The organism is Streptomyces sp. NPDC002476, assembly GCF_042889785.1.
GTDB lineage: Bacteria > Actinomycetota > Actinomycetes > Streptomycetales > Streptomycetaceae > Streptomyces.
This window is the reverse complement of record NZ_JBIARH010000013.1, coordinates 66706-86486: the sequence shown is the minus strand read 5'-3', so window position 1 is coordinate 86486 and position 19781 is coordinate 66706. Positions and strand designations below refer to the sequence as shown.

Genomic DNA, 19781 nt, shown 5'->3' with positions numbered 1-19781 from the left:
CCGCACACCGCCGCCCCGCGCACCGCCGCATCGGACGCCGCCGCATCGGGCACCCTCGCATCGGGAGGCACGGCGCTACCGCCCCTGCCACTTCGGCGGCCGTTTTTCGGTGAAGGCCGCATGGAATTCCGCGTAGTCCTCGCCGTTCATCAGGAGGGCCTGGGTCGCGGCGTCCATCTCCACCGCGGCGGCGAGGGGCATGTCGAGTTCCGCGGTCAGCAGCGCCTTGGTCTGGGCGAGGGCGAGCGCCGGTCCGTCGGCGAGGCGGCGGGCCAGCGCGGCCGCCCGCGCGTTCGCGCCGCCCTCCTCGGTCAGCTCGCTGATCAGCCCGATCCGCTCCGCCTCCGGAGCGCGAACCGGTTCGCCGAGCATCAGCAGCCGGGTGGCGTGTCCGAGGCCGACGACGCGCGGGAGCAGATAGGCGGCGCCCATGTCGCCGCCGGAGAGGCCGACCCTGGTGAAGAGGAAGGCGAAACGGGCGGAGGGGTCGGCGACCCGGAAGTCCGCCGCCAGTGCGAGAACCGCCCCGGCACCGGCGGCCACGCCGTGCACGGCGGCGACGACGGGGAACGGCGCTTCGCGCAGGGCCCGCACCACCTGACCGGTCATGCGGTTGAAGTCGAGCAGTTGGGCGGTGTCCATGGCGAGGGTGGCGCCGATGATGTCGTCGACGTCCCCGCCGGAGCAGAATCCACGTCCCTCCCCCGCGAGGACCAGAGCGCGTACGGCGCGCTCGCGGGACAGCTCGGCGAGCAGGTCGCGCAGATCGGCGTAGGCGCCGAAGGTGAGCGCGTTGAGTCTCTCGGGGCGGGCGAGGGTGACGGTGGCGACCCCGTCGTCCATCGTCAGCCGCAGATGACGCCAGTCATCCGTTCGGGGGGCGGAGCTGGGAAACGGACTCATGGAGGGGACTCCCCTTCAGCCGTCGGGCCGCTGCCTGCACACGAACGTATCACTCGCATGTGACTACCGTCACGGAAACGAGATAAGCGGGGGCGTGAGAACGTAGTGCCGAACGTCCCCCTTCGTACCGGTCGGCGGACCCTTGTCCGTGTTATTGCGCTTCGTAAGGTTGAAGTTCAGAAGTTATTGACCTCAAGAGAGTCCCCGACTCCGGAACGGAAACGCTGCCGTGCCCTCCGATGCCCCCTTTCCCGCCTCCTGGCGGATCGCCCTGCCGCACTCGACGGTGGCCGTACCGGTCGCCCGCGCGCTGATCCGTACGGCACTGGCGGACATCGGGGAGGCGGCCGGCTCCGAGACCGCCGAGCTCCTCACCGCGGAGCTGGTCGCGAACGCGGTGGAGCACACGCGCGGCGACGAACCCATCGAGCTGGTGGTGGAGCTCTGTCCGAGCGGCTGGCAGGTGGAGGTGCACGACCGCGACCCCACACCGCCCGGCGACCTGTCCCGTCCCGCGCCCGGCGGCGAACCGGACCCCTGGCAGGAGCACGGCCGGGGCCTGCTGCTCATCCGTACGCTCAGCGCCTCCTGCGGTCACCGCACGACGGAACAGGGCAAGGCCGTGTGGTTCACCCTGCCGTCCCAGGCGTCGCCCCGGGACTGACCCCGGCGCGACGGCCGCCGCCCGGCGAACCGGGGTCCGTCCGGGGAACGGGGAGCCGCCCGGGCCCTATCGGGGCTCCGCCGCGGCCAGCCGGGAGCGGCTGCGGCCGTAACAGGCGTACACCCCCGCGCCCACCAGCAGGAACACGGCGAACTGCACCCAGGTCGCCCAACCCGTCCCGTACATGAGGTACAAGCAGAAGACGACGCCCAGGAGCGGGCTCAGCGGATACAGCGGCACCCGGAACGAGCCCCGCACCTCGGGGTTGCGGCGGCGCAGCACGATCACCGCGAGGTTCACCACGACCATGGTGCCGAGGGTGCCGATGGTGGTCAGGTTCACCACCACGTCGAGCGACGAGAAGGCCGCCGGAACGGCGAAGACGACCGCCACGATCCAGGTGTTGGCGACCGGCGTCGACGTGCGCGGCGAGACCCGTTCGAAGACGCGCGGGATCAGGCCGTCGCGGGACATCGACATCAGGATGCGGGTCTGCCCGTACATCACCGCGAGCACGACGGAGGCGATCGCGACGACCGCCCCGAAGGCGATGACCGCGCCGCCGACGGCCGAGCCGGTCACCTGGTCGACGACGATCGAGAGCGCGGCGGGCTTGTCGGCGACGTCCCGCGGGCCGAGCGCTCCGATGGCGGCGAGCGCGACGGCGCAGTAGAGCAGGGTGACCAGGCCGATGCAGACCATGATCGCGATCGGGATGTTCCGGCGCGGGTTCCTGACCTCCTCGCCCGCGGTGGTGATGGCGTCGAAGCCGATGTAGGAGAAGAACGCCAGCGACGCGCCCGCGGTGATTCCGCCCGCCCCGTGCGCGACGAAGGGCGTGAGGTTCTCGTGCTGGTAGGCGGTGAAGGCGATGGCGCAGAACAGGGCCAGAATGCCGATCTTGAGCACGGCCATCGCGGCGGTGGCCCCGGCGCTGTCCCGGACGCCGCGCACCAGCAGGACGGCGGCCATCATGATCACCAGCACCGCGGGCAGATTGATCACCCCGCCGTCACCGGGCCCCGCCGAGAGGACGGCGGGCAGCTGCCCGCCGAACAGGCTGTCCAGGAGTTCGTTGACGTACTGGCTCCAGCCGACGGCGACCGCGGAGACCGAGACCCCGTACTCCAGCAGCAGGCACCAGCCGACGAGGAACGCGACGCGCTCGCCGAAGGTCGCGTAGGCGAAGGAGTACGAGCTGCCGGACACCGGGATCGCGCTGCCCAGCTCGGCGAAGGAGAAGGCGGTGAAGACACAGGTGATCGCGGCCAGCACGAAGGAGAGCACCACGGCGGGGCCCGCCTCGGCGACGCTGTCGGAGAGGCCGACGAAGATACCGGTGCCCACGACGGCGCCGACACCGAAGCACACGAGCTGGAAGAGGCCCATGGTGCGCTTGAGGCCGTGCCCCTCCAGGTCCGCGCCGGATTCGGCGATCAGCTGGTGGGGGTTCTTGACGCGCGGACCGGACGGGATCGAGCGGTTCGGCGGGCGCAGCGCACTCACGGGGGATCTCTTCTCTGGTGGAGCATGTGGGGGGGCGGCACGCGGGGCCTGTGGGGGACCTCGGTGCCGGTGGGGCTTCGCAGCCGCCGGGGGTTCGGAGCCGGACGGGAGTACGGCGGCCGGTTCGGGACGAGGCTGCCGGAGGGGGTCGCGATGCCGTGTGGGCGGCGCTCACGCAAGCGGGGTCCGAGCGTCCGGGCCCGAACCCCACCAAGAAGCACGATATTAATCGCTTCTGTGCATGTTCACCCAATCGGGTGCATGATCATGCAGTCAGTCGCCTTCGGCCGGGGCTGCGGCACCGGCTGCCGGGCCGGCGAGGGTGGCCACCAGGACGGCCTTGATCGTGTGCATCCGGTTCTCCGCCTCGTCGAAGACGATCGAGTGCGCGGACTCGAAGACCTCGTCGGTCACCTCCAGCTCCGTCAGACCGTGGGCCGCGGCGACGTCCCGTCCGACCGCGGTGCCGAGGTCGTGGAAGGCGGGGAGGCAGTGCAGAAACTTCACGTCCGCGTTGCCGGTGGCCCGCAGGACGTCCATCGTCACGGCGTACGGGGCGAGAGCCTCGATCCGCTCGGCCCAGACCTCCTTGGGCTCTCCCATGGAGACCCAGACGTCGGTGGCGACGAAGTCCGCACCCCTGACACCCTCGGCGATGTCCTCGGTGAGCGTGACGGTCGCGCCGCTCGCACCGGCCAGCCTGCGGGCCTCGGCGACGACCTCGTCGTTCGGCCAGTACGGCTTCGGCGCGACGATCCGCACGTCCATGCCCAGCAGCGCACCGGTGACCAGGTACGAGTTGCCCATGTTGAAGCGGGCGTCGCCGAGGTAGGCGAAGGCGATCCGGTCCAGCGGCTTCTCGCAGTGCTCGGTCATGGTGAGGACGTCCGCGAGCATCTGCGTCGGGTGCCAGTCGTCGGTGAGGCCGTTGAACACCGGAACGCCGCCGTGGGCGGCCAGCTCCTCGACGGCCGCCTGACTGTCGCCGCGGTACTCGATGCCGTCGAACATGCGGCCGAGGACGCGAGCCGTGTCCTTCACCGATTCCTTGTGCCCCATCTGGGAGCCCGAGGGATCGAGATACGTCGTGGAGGCCCCCTGGTCCGCGGCGGCCACCTCGAAGGCGCAACGGGTGCGGGTCGAGGTCTTCTCGAAGATCAGCGCGATGTTCCTGCCGCGCAGCCGCTGCACTTCGGTCCCCGACTTCTTCGCGGCCTTGAGCTCGGCCGCGAGGTCGATCAGACCGCGGAACTCCTCGGCCGTGAAGTCCAGCTCCTTGAGGAAGTGGCGGCCTGCGAGGTCTATGGCCATGGGACAGCTCCTGGGTGGGGCGGTGATCGAACGTACAGCGACTCTGGAAGTCTATACGACACCATGCATCGCTATACGGCCCCTCCCGGGAAGCCCACGGGGAGCGACTCCGCAGGCCGGCGCGGAGAGGCGTGAAGGCAGTCGTCGCTCACCGGGAGCGCTCACCGGGACGCACCAGGTCACCGTACGGCGTCGCGTTCCACGGGGCAGCTCATGCAACGGGGTCCGCCCCTGCCCCGGCCCAGTTCGCTGCCGCGGATCTCGATGACCTCGATGCCTTCCTTGCGCAAATAGGTGTTGGTGGTGGCGTTGCGCTCGTAGGCGACGACGACGCCCGGCTCGACGGCGAGCACGTTGCAGCCGTCGTCCCACTGCTCGCGCTGGGCGGCGTGCACGCCCTGAACGGCCGTCAGCACCCGGATCGAGTCCAGCCCCAGGGCGTGCGCGATCGCCTGGTGCATGTGCTCGGGCGGATGATCGGTGACCTTCAGGTCCCTCGGTCCGTCGCCCGGCTCGATGGTGTACGAGCGCAGCATGCCCAGACCCGCGTACTTCGTGAAGGTGTCGCCGTCGACCATCGTCATGACCGTGTCCAGATGCATGAACGCCCGGCGCTTGGGCATGTCGAGCGCCACGATCGTACGCGCCGACCCCGCGTCGAACAGCCCGCGGGCCAGCATCTCGACCGCCTGCGGGGTGGTGCGCTCGCTCATCCCGATGAGCACGGCGCCGTGCCCGATGACCAGGACGTCACCGCCCTCGATGGTGGAGGGGTAGTCGTCCTGCCCCTCGGACCAGTGGTGGAAGGCACCCGCGTCGGGGCCCGTGAAGAGGGGGTGGTGGCGGTAGATCGCCTCGAAGTGGACGGTCTCGCGCTGCCGGGCGGGCCAGCGCATCGCGTTGATGGACACCCCGTCGTATATCCAGGCGGAGGTGTCCCGGGTGAAGAGATGGTTCGGCAGCGGGTCGAGCAGGAAGTCGTCGAGGTCCATGACGTGGAAGCGGACGGAGGTCGGCTCGCTGTGCCGGTCCAGGAACTCCCGCTTGGTCATCCCGCCGACCAGTGCCTCGGTCAGCTCGGAGGCGGGCAACTCCTCGAAGGCGGCCCGCAGGTGCTCGGTGGCGAGCGGCCCGTACTCCTTCTCGTCGAAGACCCGGTCCAGGACGAGCCGTCTGGCCACCGGGATCTCCAGCGACTCGCGCAGCAGTTCACCAAAGAGGTGCACCTCCACCCCGCGGTCGCGCAGCACGTCCGCGAAGCCGTCGTGCTCCTGCCGGGCCCGGCGGACCCAGAGCACGTCGTCGAACAGGAGCGCGTCCTTGTTGTCGGGTGTGAGCCGCTTCAGTTCCAGATCCGGGCGGTGCAGAATGACGCGGCGCAGTCGCCCGGTCTCGGAGTCGACGTGGAATCCCATGTATCCATCCTCACCGTGCGGAGCGCCGTTCACCCGGCGAATCGCCAGCGGGTTTCCGCACTGCGCGGCGCGCACGCCATCCATGCCGGCCGCCGCGGGCGGGTACGGACGGCGTGCGCGCCGTGTCCCGGCGCGACGTGCCGGGCGGGGCCGGGTGGCCGTGACCGGCGGGTCGCCCCCTCATGGTCCCACCGCCGGACGGGGCCTCGGAGGCGGGCGTCAGAGACGGGGGTCGACCGGCTCCGACTCCAGGGCCAGCACCGCGAACACCGCTTCGTGCACCCGCCACAGCGGCTCCCCTCCCGCCAGCCGCTCCAGCGCTTCGAGCCCGAGCGCGTACTCCCGCAGCGCCAGCAAGCGCTTGTGGCCGAGGAACCGGCCGCGCAGCCGCTCCAGGTTCTCCGGGCGGGTGTACTCGGGTCCGTAGATGATCCGGAGGTACTCCCGGCCTCGCACCTTGAGACCGGGCTGGACGAGCCGTCCCCGGGCGTCCCGCACGAGCGCGGCGAGCGGTTTGACGACCATGCCCTCGCCGCCGCTCCGCGTCAGCTCCAGCCACCAGTCGATCCCCGAGCGCACGGATGCCTCGTCCCCCGTGTCGACGACGAGCCGACGGGTGACCTGGAGCAGTCCGGTCGGATCGTGCTCGACCAGCCGGTCGATCCAGGCGAGCTGCTCGTCGTGCGGTACCGGGGCCAGCGAGCGACCCGCCACGGCGAGGACCTGGAACGGCGCGAGCCGGACCCCGTCCAGGCCCCGGGTGCTCCAGCAGTAACGGCGGTACGCCTCGGTGAACGCGGCCGCGTCCTCGGCGCGCCCGCGCCGACGGTCCGCGAGAGCGGTCACGTCCACACCGCGCGCCGCCGCTGCCGCGAGGGCGTCGCCCGCAGCGGGAAGGGCCGCCCCCGCAGCGGCGCCGACGGCGGCGTACTGCGAGCGCAGCAGGCCGGACGCCTTGAGGGACCACGGCATCAGCTCGGCGTCGAGCAGCACCCAGTCGGTGCCCCACTCCTCCCAGAGCCCGGCTGCGGTGACGGCGGTGCGCAGCCGGTCGAGGACCGCCTCGGTGAGCGCGGCGTCGTCGAAGAACGGGCGTCCGGTACGGGTGTACAGCGCGCCGGTCGGGCCGTCCGCACCGCCGGGGACGCGGCGGGTGTCCCCCACGCCGAAGCGCTCGCGGGCGGTCTCCGCGTCCCGGCAGACCAGGACCACCGCACGGGAGCCCATGTGCTTCTCCTCGCACACGACCCGGGCGACGCCGTCCGCCCGGTACTGGTCGAACGCCTCGGCCGGGTGCTCCAGATACCCGTCCTCGCGCGAGGTGGCCGTGGGCGCCATGGTCGGGGGCAGATAGCCGAGCAGCCGGGGATCGGCGGCGAACCGGCTCATCACTTCGAGCGCCGCCGCCGCGTTCTCCTCGCGGACCGCGACACGGCCCATGTGCCGGGTCTCCACGATCCGGTGCCCCTGCACGTCGGCGAGGTCCAGCGGCCGTCCCTCCCGGCCCCCGGGCGCCTCGGTGGCCAACGGTCCGACCGGCTCGTACCAGACCCGCTCGGCCGGTACGTCGACGATCTCGCGCTCCGGCCACCGCAGCGCGGTCATCCTCCCGCCGAAGACCGCGCCCGTGTCCAGGCAGAGGGTGTTGTTGATCCAGGAGGTGCGGGGCACCGGGGTGTGGCCGTAGATCACGGCGGCACTGCCGCGGTACTCCTCCGCCCACGGGTAGCGCACGGGCAGGCCGAACTCGTCGGTCTCTCCGGTGGTCTCCCCGTACAGCGCGTGCGAGCGGACCCGGCCGGAGGTGCGGCCGTGGTACTTCTCGGGCAGCCCGGCGTGGCAGACGACGAGCGCTCCCCCGTCGAGCACGTAGTGACTGACGAGTCCGTCGATGAACTCCCGCACCCGTTCCCGGAAGGCCGGGTCCTTCTCGTCCTCCCGGTCCAACTGCTCGATGGTCTCGGCCAGTCCGTGGGTGTGCTGGACCTTGCGGCCCTTGAGGTACCGGCCGAGCTTGTTCTCGTGGTTGCCCGGCACGCACAGGGCGTTGCCCGCCGACACCATGGACATGACGCGGCGCAGCACGCCGGGGCTGTCCGGGCCCCGGTCCACCAGGTCACCGACGAAGACGGCCGTGCGCCCGTCGGGGTGCGCGCCGTCGACGTATCCGAGCTTGCCGAGCAGTGTCTCCAGTTCGGAACTGCAGCCGTGGACGTCGCCGATGATGTCGAAGGGGCCGGTGAGGTGGCGCAGGTCGTTGTAGCGGCGCTCCAGTACGACCTCGGCGTGCTCGACCTCCTCCTCGGTGCGCAGGACGTGCACCTTGCGGAAGCCCTCGCGCTCCAGACCGCGCAGCGAGCGCCGCAGTTCGCGGCGGTGGCGCTGGACGACATGACGCGGCATGCCGGCGCGGTCGGGGCGGGTCGCGTTGCGGGCGAGGCAGACCTCCTCGGGCAGGTCGAGGACGATCGCGACGGGCAGCACGTCGTGACTGCGGGCCAGCTGGACCAGCTGTCTGCGGCCCTCGGCCTGGACGTTGGTGGCGTCCACCACGGTCAGCCGGCCGGCGGCGAGCCGCTTGCCGACGATGGTGTGCAGGACGTCGAAGGCATCGCGGCTGGCGCTCTGGTCGTTCTCGTCGTCGGCGACGAGCCCTCGGCAGAAGTCCGAGGAGACCACCTGTGTCGGCTTGAAGTGCCGGTGGGCGAACGTGGACTTTCCGGAACCACTGGCCCCGATGAGCACCACGAGGGAGAGGTCGGTCACGGGCAGGGTGCGGGACGTACTGGTCATGCGGCTTCTCCCTCCTTCTCGGCCCGGCACTCGGCCGGGTACTCGGTCCCGTTGTCGGATCCGTCCCCGGATCCGTTCCGGGGCCCATTGCCACGGTTGTCCCGGGGCGCGTTCCCGGGGGTGTCCCCGGCCCGGTCTCCGGACCGGTGCGTGGTGCCGTCGTCGGCGGCGGTCATCGTGAACACGGCCATCTGCGTCGGCGGCCCGACCTCCGGGGCGTCGGGCCCCACGGGGCGGAACTCGACGCCGTATCCGTGCCGCTCCGCCACGTCCCCGGCCCAGTCGCGGAACTCCGCCCTGGTCCACTCGAACCGGTGGTCGCCGTGGCGCACCTGTCCGGCCGGGAGCGTCTCCCAGCGAACGTTGTACTCGACGTTCGGCGTCGTCACGAGCACGGTCCGGGGGCGGGCCGAACCGAACACCGCGTACTCCAGCGCGGGCAGCCTCGGCAGGTCGAGGTGTTCGACGACCTCGCTGAGAACGGCGGCGTCGTAGCCCTTCAACCGCTTGTCGGTGTAGGTGAGCGAACCCTGCTGGAGCGTGACCCGCGCGGCCTGCCGCTCGCCCATCCGGTCCAGCTTCAGCCGCCGCGCGGCGATGGTGAGGGCGCGCATGGAGACATCGACGCCCACGATCTCCGTGAACGCGGCGTCCTTGAGCAGTGCCTGCACCAACTGGCCCTGGCCGCAGCCGAGGTCGAGCACCCGGCACGCACCGGCCGTACGCAGCGCCTCCAGAATCGCGGTACGCCGCTGCTCGGCCAGCGGCACCGGCCTCTCCTCGGTGTCCTTGGTCTCGTCCACCGCGTTGTCGACGTTCTCGACGTCGAGGTCGTCCGACTCGGCGAGCCGCACCAGTTCGAGCCGCTGTGCCGCCTGCCGGGTCAGGCCCCACCGCCAGGACAGATAGCGGCTGGTGATCAGCTTCTGCTCGGGGTGCGTGGCCAGCCAGCCCTCCCCCGCCCGCAGCAGCTTGTCCACCTCGTCCGGCGCGACCCAGTAGTGCTTGGCGTCGTCGAGCACCGGCAGCAGCACGTACAACTGCCGCAACGCGTCGGCGAGTCTCGACTCGCCCTCCAGCACCAGCCGTACGTACCGCGAGTCCCCCCACTCCGGGAACCGCTCGTCCAGCGGTACGGCCACGGCGTCCACGCTCGTCCAGCCGAGCGGCCCGAACAGCCTGCGCACCAGCTCCGGCCCACCGCGCGCCGGCAGCGCCGGTACCTCGATCCGCAACGGGAGCGGCGTCCCGGCGCGCTCGGGAAGCGCCTGGCACACCCCTCTCAGCGCGGACTTGAAGACGGTGCTCATCGCCACGGAGAGCAGCGAGGACGCCGCGTACGGACGGTCGTTGACGTACTGCGCGAGCGCCGCGTCGGGGGCTTGGCCCTTCCGCTTGCCCCGACGTACCAGTGCCACCGGATCCACCTCCAGCAGAAGCGCCGCGGTGCACCGCTCGGCGGACGCCTCGGGGTAGAAGACGTGGGCCGTGCCGTGGGAGGTGGAGAACGCCTGCGCCTTGTCGGGGTGCTTGTGCAGCAGAAAGCCGAGGTCGGTCGCCGGACGTTCCGGATCGCCGGTGGTACTGATCGTCAGGAACACGCGTACGAGTATGGTCCGGTCCACTCGCCCACCACCAAGCATTTTCAGGTGCCTCGACGCTGCCGTCCTTCCTGGTCGTTCCTCCCTTCCGCACGCTCGGCGTCGGCGTCGGCGTCGAGCATTCCGGCCAGTTCCGCGACGGTCGCCGGTCCGACCCGGCAGCACCCGCCCACCAGCCGGGCCCCGTCGTCCCGCCAGCACCGCGCCCTCCCCGGGTCGAACGTGGCACCGCCCGTCCATCCCCGGCTCCGGACGTCCCACCGCTCGCCGCTGTTGGGATAGACGACGACCGGCTTCCCGGCCGTCTCCGCCGCCACCCGCACCGCCCGGTCCGCGTCCGCCGGCTCGCAGCAGTTCACCCCCACGGCAAGGACCTGGTCGCGCCCCTCGGCCAGGGCGAAGGCCGTCTCCAGCCGCTGCCCCGCCCTGGTGCGGCCCCCCGCCACGCTGTACGAGAGCCAGACGGGCAGGCCGCACCCCTCCACCGCGCGCAGCATCGCCTCGGCCTCGTCGACGTCCGGCACCGTCTCCAGCGCCAGCACATCGGGCCCGGACTCGACGAGTGCCTCGACCCGGGGCCGGTGGAACCGCTCCAGCTCCCGGACCGAAAGCCCGTAACGGCCCCGGTACTCACTGCCGTCCGCCAGCATCGCCCCGTACGGGCCGACCGAGGCGGCGACCCAGATCTGCCGATCGGCCCCGGCCGCGGCCCGCCGCGCGAGGCGAACACTGCGGGCGAAGAGCTCCTCCGCCCCGGCCCGTGCGATCCCTCGCCGCTCGAAACCCTCGAAGGTCGCCTGGTAGCTCGCCGTGATGAGCACCTGCGCACCCGCCCGCACATAGGCCGTGTGCGCGGCCACGATCTGCTCCGGCCCGTCCGACAGCAGCCGGGCCGACCACAGGGCGTCGGACAGGTCGCAGCCCTGGGCCTCCAGTTGGTTGGAGAGACCGCCGTCGAGCAGGACCGTCCCCCGGGAGAGCGCGTCTCCGAGTCCGCGGGCGGGCGCCCCCTCGACCGGTCGTCGGACGGATTGCACGGTGACCTCCTTCATCGACCGGGCCTCACCTCGGCCTCTTCCCACCACCGGCCTCGACGACCGGGCCTCGACGGTGCCCGCCGGCCTGCCGGGCCCGAACCGTCCGCTCCGCGTCAGCGCCGGGGCCGCTGTCCGGCCGGGCGGTACGAGCCGGAGGCCGTCTCAGCCGAGCTGTGGCTGGATCCGGGAGGAGATCAGCTCCAGGTGCTCCAGGTCCTCCAGGTCCAGGACCTGGAGGTAGATACGGGACGACCCGATCGCCGCGTACCGGCCGATCTTGTCGACCACCTCGGCGGGCGAGCCCGCGAGCCCGTTCGCCTTCAGCTCCGCCACCTCGCGGCCGATGGCGGAGGCACGGCGCGCCACTTCCGCGTCGCTCTTGCCGACGCAGACGACCAGGGCGTTGGGATGTTGAACTCGTCCGCGTACCGAGCAGCCAGCCTCGGCGTACGCCTCGCGCCGTGGCCGCCGACCAGGATGGGCACCTTGGCCTGCGCGGGCTTGGGCAGCGCGGGCGAGTCGGTCAGTTGGTAGTAGGTGCCGTCGAAGCTGAACGTCTGGCCGATCCCGGTCGCCCAGAGTCCGGTGACGATCTCCAGTTGCTCCTCCAGCCTGCCGAACTTCTCCTTGGGAAACGGAATGCCATAGGCCCTGTGCTCCTCCTCGAACCAGCCCGCGCCGAGTCCGAGCTCGACACGCCCGCCCGACATCTGGTCGACCTGCGCGACCTGGACGGCGAGCACGCCGGGAAGCCGGAAGGTCCCGGCCGTCATGAGCGTGCCGAGGCGGATCCGGCTGGTCTCGCGCGCCAGCCCGGCCAGGGTGATCCACGCGTCGGTCGGCCCGGGCAGCCCGTCACCCGGCCCCATGCGGAGGTAGTGGTCGGAGCGGTAGAAGGCGTCGAAGCCGAGGTCCTCGGCCGCCTTGGCCACGGCGAGCAGGGTGTCGTAGCTCGCCCCTTGCTGGGGCTCGGTGAAGATTCGAAGATCCATGCATCCATCCTGCACCTCGGGGTGCCGGTCGTGGACGTCGACGACCGCGTCGCTCACGGTCGGCCCTTCACCGATGCGGCCGGCCCGCCCACCGCCCCGTACGGGCCGTCCCGCTCCCGGCCGCGCTCCAGATCCTGTTGTCGTTCACGCTCGTGCTCGTCGAGGCGTCGCAGCATTCCGTGCACCCGGTCCATCGACTCGTCGGCCGCGTCGATCGCCTCCATGCACTGCCAGTAGAGCGCCTGCTCGTCGGTCTCGCACGCCACCCCGACCAGGGCCATCCCCACCTCCCCGAGCAGCGCGCCCAATCCCGTCAACGTCGCCCGGGGATCGGCCAGTTCGCACAACTGGGCCGCCCTGGCCACCTGCGCCCGAGCCGCCGGATGGTCCAGTGGTCCCCCGCTCCTGCCACCGATCTCGCTGAGCCCGCGCGCCTCGCCCCGTAACTCCTTCGGACCTTCCGCAGCCAGTCGGCTGCCGATCGCCTGGGCGAGCGCCTGGGCCTGCCACGCCTCGGCGATGATGTCCGGCGTGCCCCGGCTCTGCGCCAGCGCACGCCGGCTGACTCCCACAAGCCGCTCCGCTTCCATGTGTTACCCCCGTCCGTACGAAAAGCCGCTCAACTCATCCATTACCCACAGTGAGGGCACCAGCACCGAATGGCCAGAGGAATTCGGAAATCTGTGGACACGAATTCAACTGTGGATAAGTCGATCACTCCGAAGAGTGACGATCCTGGGATTCGGCGGCCTCGTGGCGCTCCGGAACCGGAAATCTGATCTCATTCCGGTCGATCTTCTCCGACAGTGCCGCCAGCACGTCGACCCCCAGCACCTCGCACAACTGCAGCAGATACGCGAGGACGTCCGCGATCTCGTCCCTCACCCGGTGCGCCGTGCCGGGGCTCTCCATCACCCGCGCCGACTCCTCCGGCGTCAGCCACTGGAAGATCTCCACCAGTTCGGACGCCTCGACGCTCAGGGCGATCGCCAGGTTCTTCGGGGTGTGGTACTGCTCCCAGTCCCGCGCGGCCGCGAACGCGGCAAGTCGTCGCTGCAGGGCACGTACATCAAGTTCTGTCACCGTTACAGGTCTACCACCGTCACCCCGGCCGTCCCCCTGGCCCCGGCCGCCCCCCGTTCCGTGACCGTGCCCACCAGCCCGATGTGCCCGGTCACGCCGACCGACACCGCGAGATCCAGCAGTCCGCGCAACTGCCGTCCGTCCAGGTCGCGGTCGAATCCGTCGGCCAGCACGGTGAGTGTCTGCATCGCCGACGGCACTTCCCCGACGGCGTCCACTGCCAGCGCCCCGGGGCCGATGAGCAGTACCAGCGCGTGCGCGAGGTACCTCAGCTCGCTGTCGCCGAGTCGGCCGAGCGGTGTGGTGCCCCCGCCGTCACGGCCGAGCGTGGCGCGCACCAGCCCGTCCGCCGACCGTTCGACATCCAGCGCGGTGACCGGCCGCGCGCAGCCGGCGCGAGCCGCCGCGACCAGGCGGGCGTGGCGGCGGACGCACCGCGTGTGCGTGCGCTCCAGCACCGCCGCGAGGTTGTCGCAGCCCCGGCGCAGCCGGTCGTCGCCCGCCGGGACCGGGGCGCGCATCCGCGACGGCCGCGGTTCGCAGGAGAAGACGGACCGGAGGGCCACGATCGTCTGTTCCGCGGCGGCCAGGACCTGTAACTGTCCCTCGGTCCTGCCCGCCACGCGCAAGGGCAGCAGGGCCGTTGCGAGCCGGTCGTCGGGCAGCGGTGCCCGGGTGACCGGGACCGTGCCCGCCGTGTGCCAGGCCGCCTGGACCATCGAACGGCCCGGATCGCGCAACGCGGTGGTGAGCAGCGTCTCACCGCCACCCGTGAGACGTTCGCCGACGATGCGGAGGGCGGGTTCCGCCTGGACGGCGACATCGAGCCGCACCGGCCCCGCCGGGCCGTCCGTCGTGCAGCCGATCCGGAACCCTCGCCGCCCCTGCGCATCAGCCGCGGCGCCCTCCGGCACACAGCCCGCCGGATCCGGGAACACCTCGCCGAGCGCATCCCCTCCGGCCAGCCGGGCCAGTGCCTCGTACGCCCGCAGAACGCTCGACTTGCCGCTGCCTCCGGGGCCGGTGAAGAGCGTGACCGGGCCGATGGGAAACGTGGCGCCCCGGTGCGCGGCGAACGCGGAAAGGCGCAGTTCGGTCACCACCGGCCCGGCGGCCCGGACGGAACCGTCGGAACGGCGGGTTCCGGCGTGGCGGAGGGACTCGGTGGTGGAATCCGGCTCGCCCGTGACGGCCCGCACGACGGTCCCGGCGTCCCCGGCGGGCCGCACGACCGGGCCGGTACGGACGCGGACGCCCTCGTCGCCGGGCACCCCCGCGCTGGCGACGGCACCGGGCCCCGACGTACCGGGAACGGGCGGCGGGGTGGTGACACCCGGGCGGAGTGCAGTCATGGGCGGACCGTATGCAGACCACACAGAGCAGAATCGTTCCGCCGGACGGACCTTCCTACGATCGGGCTACGTCTGCCGCGGCAATCCTGCACAGCCGCTATTCCCTCGATCGAGGGACCTGCCCCCACCGGAGCCACCCCGCCCCGAACCACCCCCGCACACCCGACGCCCCACCCCGAACCCGCCCCGCCCCGCCCCGGCACAACCACACTCCACCCGCCACGCGACCGTCGCACACCCGGTCGACCGGCGCCCGCGCACCGCTGCCGCCCACCCTCCACGAACCCGGGGGCCGGCCCTCCCTACGAACCCGGAAGGCCCGCCGCCGCGGCTCCCTCGACCTCCATACCCTCGGGCGACAGCAGGAAGACGTTCCGGTCGACCCGGTGCATCCCGCTGCCCAGTCCGAAGACGACCCCGCTGGTGAAGTCCAGGATGCGCTTGGCCACATCCGTCTCGGCGCTGGTCAGGTCGAGCAGCACCGGAACCTGCGCGACCAGGTATTCCGCGACCTCGCGCGCGTCCGCGAAGACCTGGACCCGGATCACGACGAGGCGCCGTTGTTCGGCTTCCGGGATCTCGTCCGGGACCGTGCGGTGATCGACCCTGGACGGCCACTCGTTGCGGCTGCGCAGAGGCACGACCTGGGCAAGCCCCTCCCACTGCTCGTCCGTGACGTCGTACCTGTCATACCTGCTCACCGGACCACCCCGTCTGTACTTCGATCGGCGTTGCGCCCGCTGCGCCCGCTGTTCATCGGGCAATTCTCTCGCCCCTCACCCGTTCGGCGTACTACCGACACGGTTCACGGACCGAGCGACGCCGCCGGCGGGCGTTCCCGCGTGAGGTCGTGCGCGGCACCTCGTGCGAGGTCGTGCGCGATGTCGGCTGCGTCGTCCGGCGCCGTGGCCGCGTCCGTCGGCTCCATGGCCGCGTTCATCTCGACAGGAGTGAAACGTACCGGAAGCCTCACAAGGGCACGGTGGAAGGGTCCCGGACGCCACTTCAGACCGTCGACCGGAATGTTCAATTCCACATCGCACAGCTGACTGGTGAGTTGCTCGATCGCGGTCATCGCGATGAGCAGCGCCGGCTGTTTCGCCGGGCACCGGTGCGGACCGGCCGACCAGGCCAGGTGGGCGCCGGATCCGGAGCGGGTGCCCGGGGCAGGGAAGCCGGGCCCGGACAGGGTGTTGGCCGCGGCGTAGGAGACCAGGACCAGTTGTCCGGCGCGCAGCCGGACACCGTGGAACTCCGTGTCGTGGCGCGGGTAGTGGGCCGAGAGATTGGCCAGCGGCGGGTCCTGCCAGAGGACCTCGTCGATCGCCTCGTGCGCCGTCATGGCACCGCCGTGCAGCGAACCCGCGTAGCGCGTGTCGGTGAGCATGTGCAGCAGCGCGTTGCCGATCAGATTCGTCGTCGGATCGTGACCGGCGCTCATGAGCAGGGTGATCTGACGTACCGTCTCGTCGTTGTCCAGGCCCGCCGGATGGGCGAGGAGGTACGAGGTCAGGTCGCGGCGCGGCCGCGCACGCCGGGCGGCGACCAGATCGGTGACGACGCGTACGAGATCGGCGTACGCGGTGGCGGCGTTCTCGGCGGAGTTGAACATCCCGGCGATGCCGTCGACGACGCGCTCGGCATCGCCGGGGGCCACGCCGAACCAGGTGACGAAGACGTGCAGCGGGAGCCGTCGGGCGTACTGGGCGATCAGGTCCCCGCTGCCGGTGGCGGAGAACTCGCCGATCAGGCGGCGGGCGACCCCGGCGACCTCGGCCCGCAGGACGTGCGGCTCGATCAGGGCGAGGCCGTCGTTGATGGCCTCGCGGTAGCGGGCGTGCACCTGGCCGTCGCTGAACAGCGCGGTGGGTCGGTATCCGAGCATCGGCAGGACCGGTGAGTCCTCGGGGACGGTGGCCTGCCAGGCGCGCGGGTCCTTGGTGAAGGTGTGGGTGTCGCGCAGCAGGTCGACGGCGGCCTGGTAGTCGATGACCAGGAGCGCGTCGATGCCGGGGGCGAGCCGGACGGGGGCGAGCGGGCCGTGCTCGCGCAGCCGCCGGTAGTGCCCCTGCGGATCGGCGGCGAAGTCCGGGCCGTACAGCGCGAGGGGCTGCGGAGGCTGTACGAACGGTGTCATGACGCGTCCTCGGGGCGGGGCAGTCGGGTCAGCACGTGCTCGGCCAGTGCGATCAGCGCGTCGATGCTGCCGCGGCGTTCGCGTGCGTCGCACTGCACCAGCGGGGTCTCGGGGGCGAGGTCGAGGTGCTTGCGGAGGACCTCGTCGCTGTGGGCGGGGGCGTCGGGGAAGCGATTGACGGCCACGGCGTACGGCAGCCCCTGCTCCTCGACCATGTCCATGACCGCGAAGGAGTCGGCGAGCCTGCGGGTGTCGACCAGGACGAGTGCGCCGAGCGCGCCACGCGCGATGTCCTCCCAGAGCGGGAAGAACCGTTGCTGGCCCGGGGTGCCGAACAGGTAGAGCACCAGGTCGTCGAGGACGGTGAGCCGGCCGAAGTCGACGGCCACGGTGGTCGTGGTCTTGTCCGGCAGACCCGCGGTGTCGTCGAACCGGGTGCTGGACTGGGTCATCGCCTCTTCGGTGTGGAGCGTGGCGATCTCCGAGAGCGTACGGATCAGCGTGGTCTTGCCCACGCCGAACGGACCCGTGACGACGATCTTCATCAGGTTTCGGGCGGCGGACGGCAGATAGCCGACGCCCGCGCGGTCAGTGGAGGGAGCGGAGTCCAACGAGCAGCCTCTCGACGAGCGACCGGTCGATCTCCCCTGCGCTGGGGATGGGCGGTCGGGTGTGCAGATGTCCGGCGGCCGCGAGGTCCGTGGCCAGGAAGACGGTTGCGCTGACCGGCAGATCCAGGTGGGCGGCGCACTCGACGACGGTGAGCGCGCCCGGTTCCAGCAGTTCGCACAGTCTGCGCTGCTCGGAACCGGTGTCCGGGGGCAGTGCCGTGTCGGTGCGTACGAGTACGGCGAGCCGGTCGAGCGAGGGCCCGGCGGGCCGGGACCGGCCGCCGGTGACCAGATAGGCGGGGATCAGGCGGCGTCCTCGGCCGACGGTCATGGCCGGTCGGCGGTGTCCGGTCGGCGGGCGGGCGCGTTCATCGCCCGGATCAGGGCGCTGACCTGAACCTGCATCTGGTACGCGATGTCGCCGAGCTTGGCCCCGGGCTCCGCGAACAGCGCGAGTGTGGTGTTGTTCCCGGCCGGTACGACGATGGCGAAGCCCTGGTCGGACTCGACGACCGTCTGCGCCAGGTGCGGCGACTGGACGTCGGTGAAGGCGGTGGTGAACGCGCGGGCCGCGGCGTGCAACGTGGCGGTCATGGCGGCGACCCGCTCGCCGGAGGCCTGGTCGAGGCCGGGCGACGCGCCCTCGACGAGGCCATCACCGGTGGCGACCACGGCGTGCTGGACCCCGGGGAGTTCCAGCAGGGGGGTCAGCACCCAGGCGAGGTCACCAGTGGTGGGGGTGGGGGCGCTCACGTCTCGTCTCCTTGGTCGTCCTGGCCGTCGTGGTGGTGCTCGTGGTCGTGGTGGCTGTGCTCGTCGTCGGGGCTGTGGCGCGCACGGCCGTCCGGTGCGGGCGCGGCGGCCGCCCGTCCGGTCGAACTCCTGCCGTTGAGGGTGCCTTGTTGGAGTGCCGCCCAGGAAGCCCCCGCCTGCTCCGGTGTACGGGGCACGCTTTCGCGGTCCCGGGTGGCCGCCGTGGCGGAACGGGCCGGGGCCGGTCTCGGGGAGCGTCGGCGGCGGGTGGGGAGCCCGGTGGGCTGCCCGGCGGAGGCGGACACCTGCCCGGAGGCGGAGTCGGGGGCGGAGGACTCGGTGGAGGCGGAGGTGGTGGGCGAAGCCGTGGCCGCGGCGACGGGCGTGTGCCCGGTCGCGGAACCGGAGGATCCGGAGGACACCGCGGACCCGGGGGGCGCCGTGGGGCCCTGCGCCGTCCCGGACGCCGGTGACGGGCCGGACGCCGGGCCGTGGGACCGGATCGGTGCCGGCGTGAGCGCGGACAGGCTGTGGTCGTCCTCCAGCACGGTCAGCAGGTGGGCGGGGACGCGCAACATCGTCCGCATGCCGCCGAACGGCGACGCCTCGATGTGGCAGTCGAAGCCGTACTGCGCCACGAGCCGTCCGACGACGGCGAAGCCGGTCCTGGGCGGGTCGCCCAGCTCGGTCAGGAGCACCTCGGACCGGCCGGCCAGCAGGCCGCGGGCCCGTTCCAGCTGGTCGTCGTCCATGCCGATGCCGCCGTCGTCGACGACCAGGAACGCCCCGCGTCCCCCGCTCTGCTGGACGGTCACCTGCACGTCGGTGTCGGGATGCGAGTACGCCGTGGCGTTGGCCAGCAGTTCGGCGAGCGCGATGGCGAGGGGTTCGGCGGCGCGGGCGACCAGCGCGAGCCGTTCGTCGCGCAGATGGTTGGCGACCTTGATCCGTTCGTAGCCCGCGACGCGGGACTGGGCGCCGAGCACGATCTCGACGAGCGGCGAGTTCTGGCGGGCGAGCCCTGGCCAGGCGTCGCACAGCACGGCGGTGGCCTGGGTGCGCCGCAACGCCAGTTCGTTGCGGAAGTCGAGCTGCAGGATCCGCGGGTCGTCGTATTCGTGCTGGAGCTCGTGGAGCAGTTGCTGCGACTGGTTGAGCAGGGACTGGATCTTCGCGGAGGTGCCGCGCATCGCCGCGCGGGCGGCGGCGTCGACCCGTCCGCGCTCCTCGACGATCGCCGCGCGGGCGGCCTGCACGGCCTCGGTGAGCAGCCGGGCGGCCTCGCCGTCGATCTCGGCCGGCTCCCTCAGCCCGGGGACCGGCGCGGTGGGGTGGGAGAGGGCGAGCGCGGCGGCGGGTATGCGACGGCGGGCCAGTTGCCGGATCTCGTCGGCGAGGGCGGCGGTACGGGCCTCGGCGGCCTTCGCCTGTCGTTCGGCCATCTCGGCGCGGGCCAGCGCCAGGTGCTCCGAACGCGTCACGTCCCGGACGCGGACGCCCGCCGCCGCGGCCACGAAGGCAGCGATCAGCGCCACGATCCATCCCATGCCGTCACCACATCCCTGTCGTCGGACCGGTCGTCGGCCACGTGGGTCTTCGGCCGGACCGGGCCTCCGGCTGCCC

17 protein-coding genes and 1 pseudogene are annotated in these 19781 nt (G+C 71.9%); 1 reads left to right on the top strand and 17 read right to left on the bottom strand.

The window, feature by feature from the left end; all coding sequences use genetic code 11:
• Positions 1-75 precede the first annotated feature (75 nt).
• On the bottom strand, positions 76-903 hold the full coding sequence (locus ACFYXM_RS17355) for an enoyl-CoA hydratase family protein (protein WP_389290128.1): 828 nt from the start codon (positions 901-903) through the stop codon (positions 76-78).
• Between the two features lie 229 nt (positions 904-1132).
• On the opposite strand from ACFYXM_RS17355, the gene ACFYXM_RS17350 reads away from it, so the two are divergent.
• Positions 1133-1567, top strand: a complete 435-nt coding sequence (locus tag ACFYXM_RS17350) for an ATP-binding protein (RefSeq protein ID WP_389290126.1) — start codon at positions 1133-1135, stop codon at positions 1565-1567.
• 66 nt (positions 1568-1633) lie between these two features.
• Here ACFYXM_RS17350 and ACFYXM_RS17345 read toward each other — a convergent pair whose 3' ends face one another.
• The 16 genes and pseudogenes from ACFYXM_RS17345 to ACFYXM_RS17270 all read right to left on the bottom strand — a co-directional run bounded on the left by ACFYXM_RS17345 (position 1634) and on the right by ACFYXM_RS17270 (position 19705).
• On the bottom strand, positions 1634-3073 hold the full coding sequence (locus tag ACFYXM_RS17345) for an amino acid permease (protein WP_389290124.1): 1440 nt from the start codon (positions 3071-3073) through the stop codon (positions 1634-1636).
• 273 nt (positions 3074-3346) lie between these two features.
• Entirely contained in the window at positions 3347-4384 is a 1038-nt protein-coding gene (gene argF, locus ACFYXM_RS17340; RefSeq protein WP_389290123.1) for an ornithine carbamoyltransferase, read from the bottom strand.
• Between the two features lie 179 nt (positions 4385-4563).
• Complete coding sequence (locus tag ACFYXM_RS17335; RefSeq protein ID WP_389290121.1) at positions 4564-5799, bottom strand: arginine deiminase; 1236 nt, start codon at positions 5797-5799, stop codon at positions 4564-4566.
• A gap of 219 nt (positions 5800-6018) precedes the next feature.
• Positions 6019-8592, bottom strand: a complete 2574-nt coding sequence (locus tag ACFYXM_RS17330; protein WP_389290119.1) for a polynucleotide kinase-phosphatase — start codon at positions 8590-8592, stop codon at positions 6019-6021.
• Entirely contained in the window at positions 8589-10193 is a 1605-nt protein-coding gene (locus ACFYXM_RS17325; RefSeq protein ID WP_389290117.1) for a 3' terminal RNA ribose 2'-O-methyltransferase Hen1, read from the bottom strand. The genes ACFYXM_RS17330 and ACFYXM_RS17325 overlap by 4 nt, the downstream gene beginning before the upstream one ends.
• Before the next feature lie 44 nt (positions 10194-10237).
• A complete protein-coding gene (mmuM, locus tag ACFYXM_RS17320) occupies positions 10238-11230 on the bottom strand; it encodes a homocysteine S-methyltransferase (protein ID WP_389290115.1) in 993 nt (330 codons plus the stop codon).
• A 162-nt stretch (positions 11231-11392) separates the two neighbouring features.
• Positions 11393-12222: pseudogene (locus ACFYXM_RS17315) on the bottom strand (LLM class F420-dependent oxidoreductase).
• 53 nt (positions 12223-12275) lie between these two features.
• Positions 12276-12812 (bottom strand): DUF6099 family protein, encoded by a 537-nt coding sequence (locus ACFYXM_RS17310; protein ID WP_389290113.1) that lies wholly within the window; start codon positions 12810-12812, stop codon positions 12276-12278.
• A gap of 124 nt (positions 12813-12936) precedes the next feature.
• Complete coding sequence (locus ACFYXM_RS17305; protein WP_389290111.1) at positions 12937-13305, bottom strand: nucleotide pyrophosphohydrolase; 369 nt, start codon at positions 13303-13305, stop codon at positions 12937-12939.
• A gap of 2 nt (positions 13306-13307) precedes the next feature.
• The gene (locus ACFYXM_RS17300; protein ID WP_389290109.1) at positions 13308-14657 is read right to left on the bottom strand and encodes an ATP-binding protein; all 1350 of its coding nucleotides are present in this window, start codon (positions 14655-14657) and stop codon (positions 13308-13310) included.
• Between the two features lie 302 nt (positions 14658-14959).
• Entirely contained in the window at positions 14960-15358 is a 399-nt protein-coding gene (locus ACFYXM_RS17295) for a cell division protein SepF (RefSeq protein WP_389290108.1), read from the bottom strand.
• A gap of 104 nt (positions 15359-15462) precedes the next feature.
• On the bottom strand, positions 15463-16794 hold the full coding sequence (locus ACFYXM_RS17290) for a cytochrome P450 (protein ID WP_389290107.1): 1332 nt from the start codon (positions 16792-16794) through the stop codon (positions 15463-15465).
• The gene (locus ACFYXM_RS17285) at positions 16791-17405 is read right to left on the bottom strand and encodes an ATP/GTP-binding protein (RefSeq protein WP_389290105.1); all 615 of its coding nucleotides are present in this window, start codon (positions 17403-17405) and stop codon (positions 16791-16793) included. Before ACFYXM_RS17285 ends, ACFYXM_RS17290 begins: the two co-directional genes overlap by 4 nt.
• On the bottom strand, positions 17383-17736 hold the full coding sequence (locus tag ACFYXM_RS17280) for a DUF742 domain-containing protein (RefSeq protein WP_389290103.1): 354 nt from the start codon (positions 17734-17736) through the stop codon (positions 17383-17385). Before ACFYXM_RS17280 ends, ACFYXM_RS17285 begins: the two co-directional genes overlap by 23 nt.
• A complete protein-coding gene (locus tag ACFYXM_RS17275; RefSeq protein WP_351518691.1) occupies positions 17733-18158 on the bottom strand; it encodes a roadblock/LC7 domain-containing protein in 426 nt (141 codons plus the stop codon). Before ACFYXM_RS17275 ends, ACFYXM_RS17280 begins: the two co-directional genes overlap by 4 nt.
• Positions 18155-19705: an ATP-binding protein gene (locus tag ACFYXM_RS17270; protein ID WP_389290101.1), complete on the bottom strand. Its 1551-nt coding sequence runs from the start codon at positions 19703-19705 to the stop codon at positions 18155-18157. The genes ACFYXM_RS17275 and ACFYXM_RS17270 overlap by 4 nt, the downstream gene beginning before the upstream one ends.
• Positions 19706-19781 lie beyond the last annotated feature (76 nt).

What these genes read in the sequence shown, in the direction of transcription:
- ACFYXM_RS17270 (WP_389290101.1), bottom strand. Translation starts at nt 19,705, where the DNA reads ATGGGATGGATCGTGGCGCTGATCGCTGCCTTCGTGGCCGCGGCGGCG.
- ACFYXM_RS17300 (WP_389290109.1), bottom strand. Translation starts at nt 14,657, where the DNA reads ATGACTGCACTCCGCCCGGGTGTCACCACCCCGCCGCCCGTTCCCGGT.
- ACFYXM_RS17310 (WP_389290113.1), bottom strand. Translation starts at nt 12,812, where the DNA reads ATGGAAGCGGAGCGGCTTGTGGGAGTCAGCCGGCGTGCGCTGGCGCAG.
- ACFYXM_RS17280 (WP_389290103.1), bottom strand. Translation starts at nt 17,736, where the DNA reads ATGACCGTCGGCCGAGGACGCCGCCTGATCCCCGCCTATCTGGTCACC.
- ACFYXM_RS17335 (WP_389290121.1), bottom strand. Translation starts at nt 5,799, where the DNA reads ATGGGATTCCACGTCGACTCCGAGACCGGGCGACTGCGCCGCGTCATT.
- ACFYXM_RS17355 (WP_389290128.1), bottom strand. Translation starts at nt 903, where the DNA reads ATGAGTCCGTTTCCCAGCTCCGCCCCCCGAACGGATGACTGGCGTCAT.
- ACFYXM_RS17290 (WP_389290107.1), bottom strand. Translation starts at nt 16,794, where the DNA reads ATGACACCGTTCGTACAGCCTCCGCAGCCCCTCGCGCTGTACGGCCCG.
- ACFYXM_RS17330 (WP_389290119.1), bottom strand. Translation starts at nt 8,592, where the DNA reads ATGACCAGTACGTCCCGCACCCTGCCCGTGACCGACCTCTCCCTCGTG.
- argF (WP_389290123.1), bottom strand. Translation starts at nt 4,384, where the DNA reads ATGGCCATAGACCTCGCAGGCCGCCACTTCCTCAAGGAGCTGGACTTC.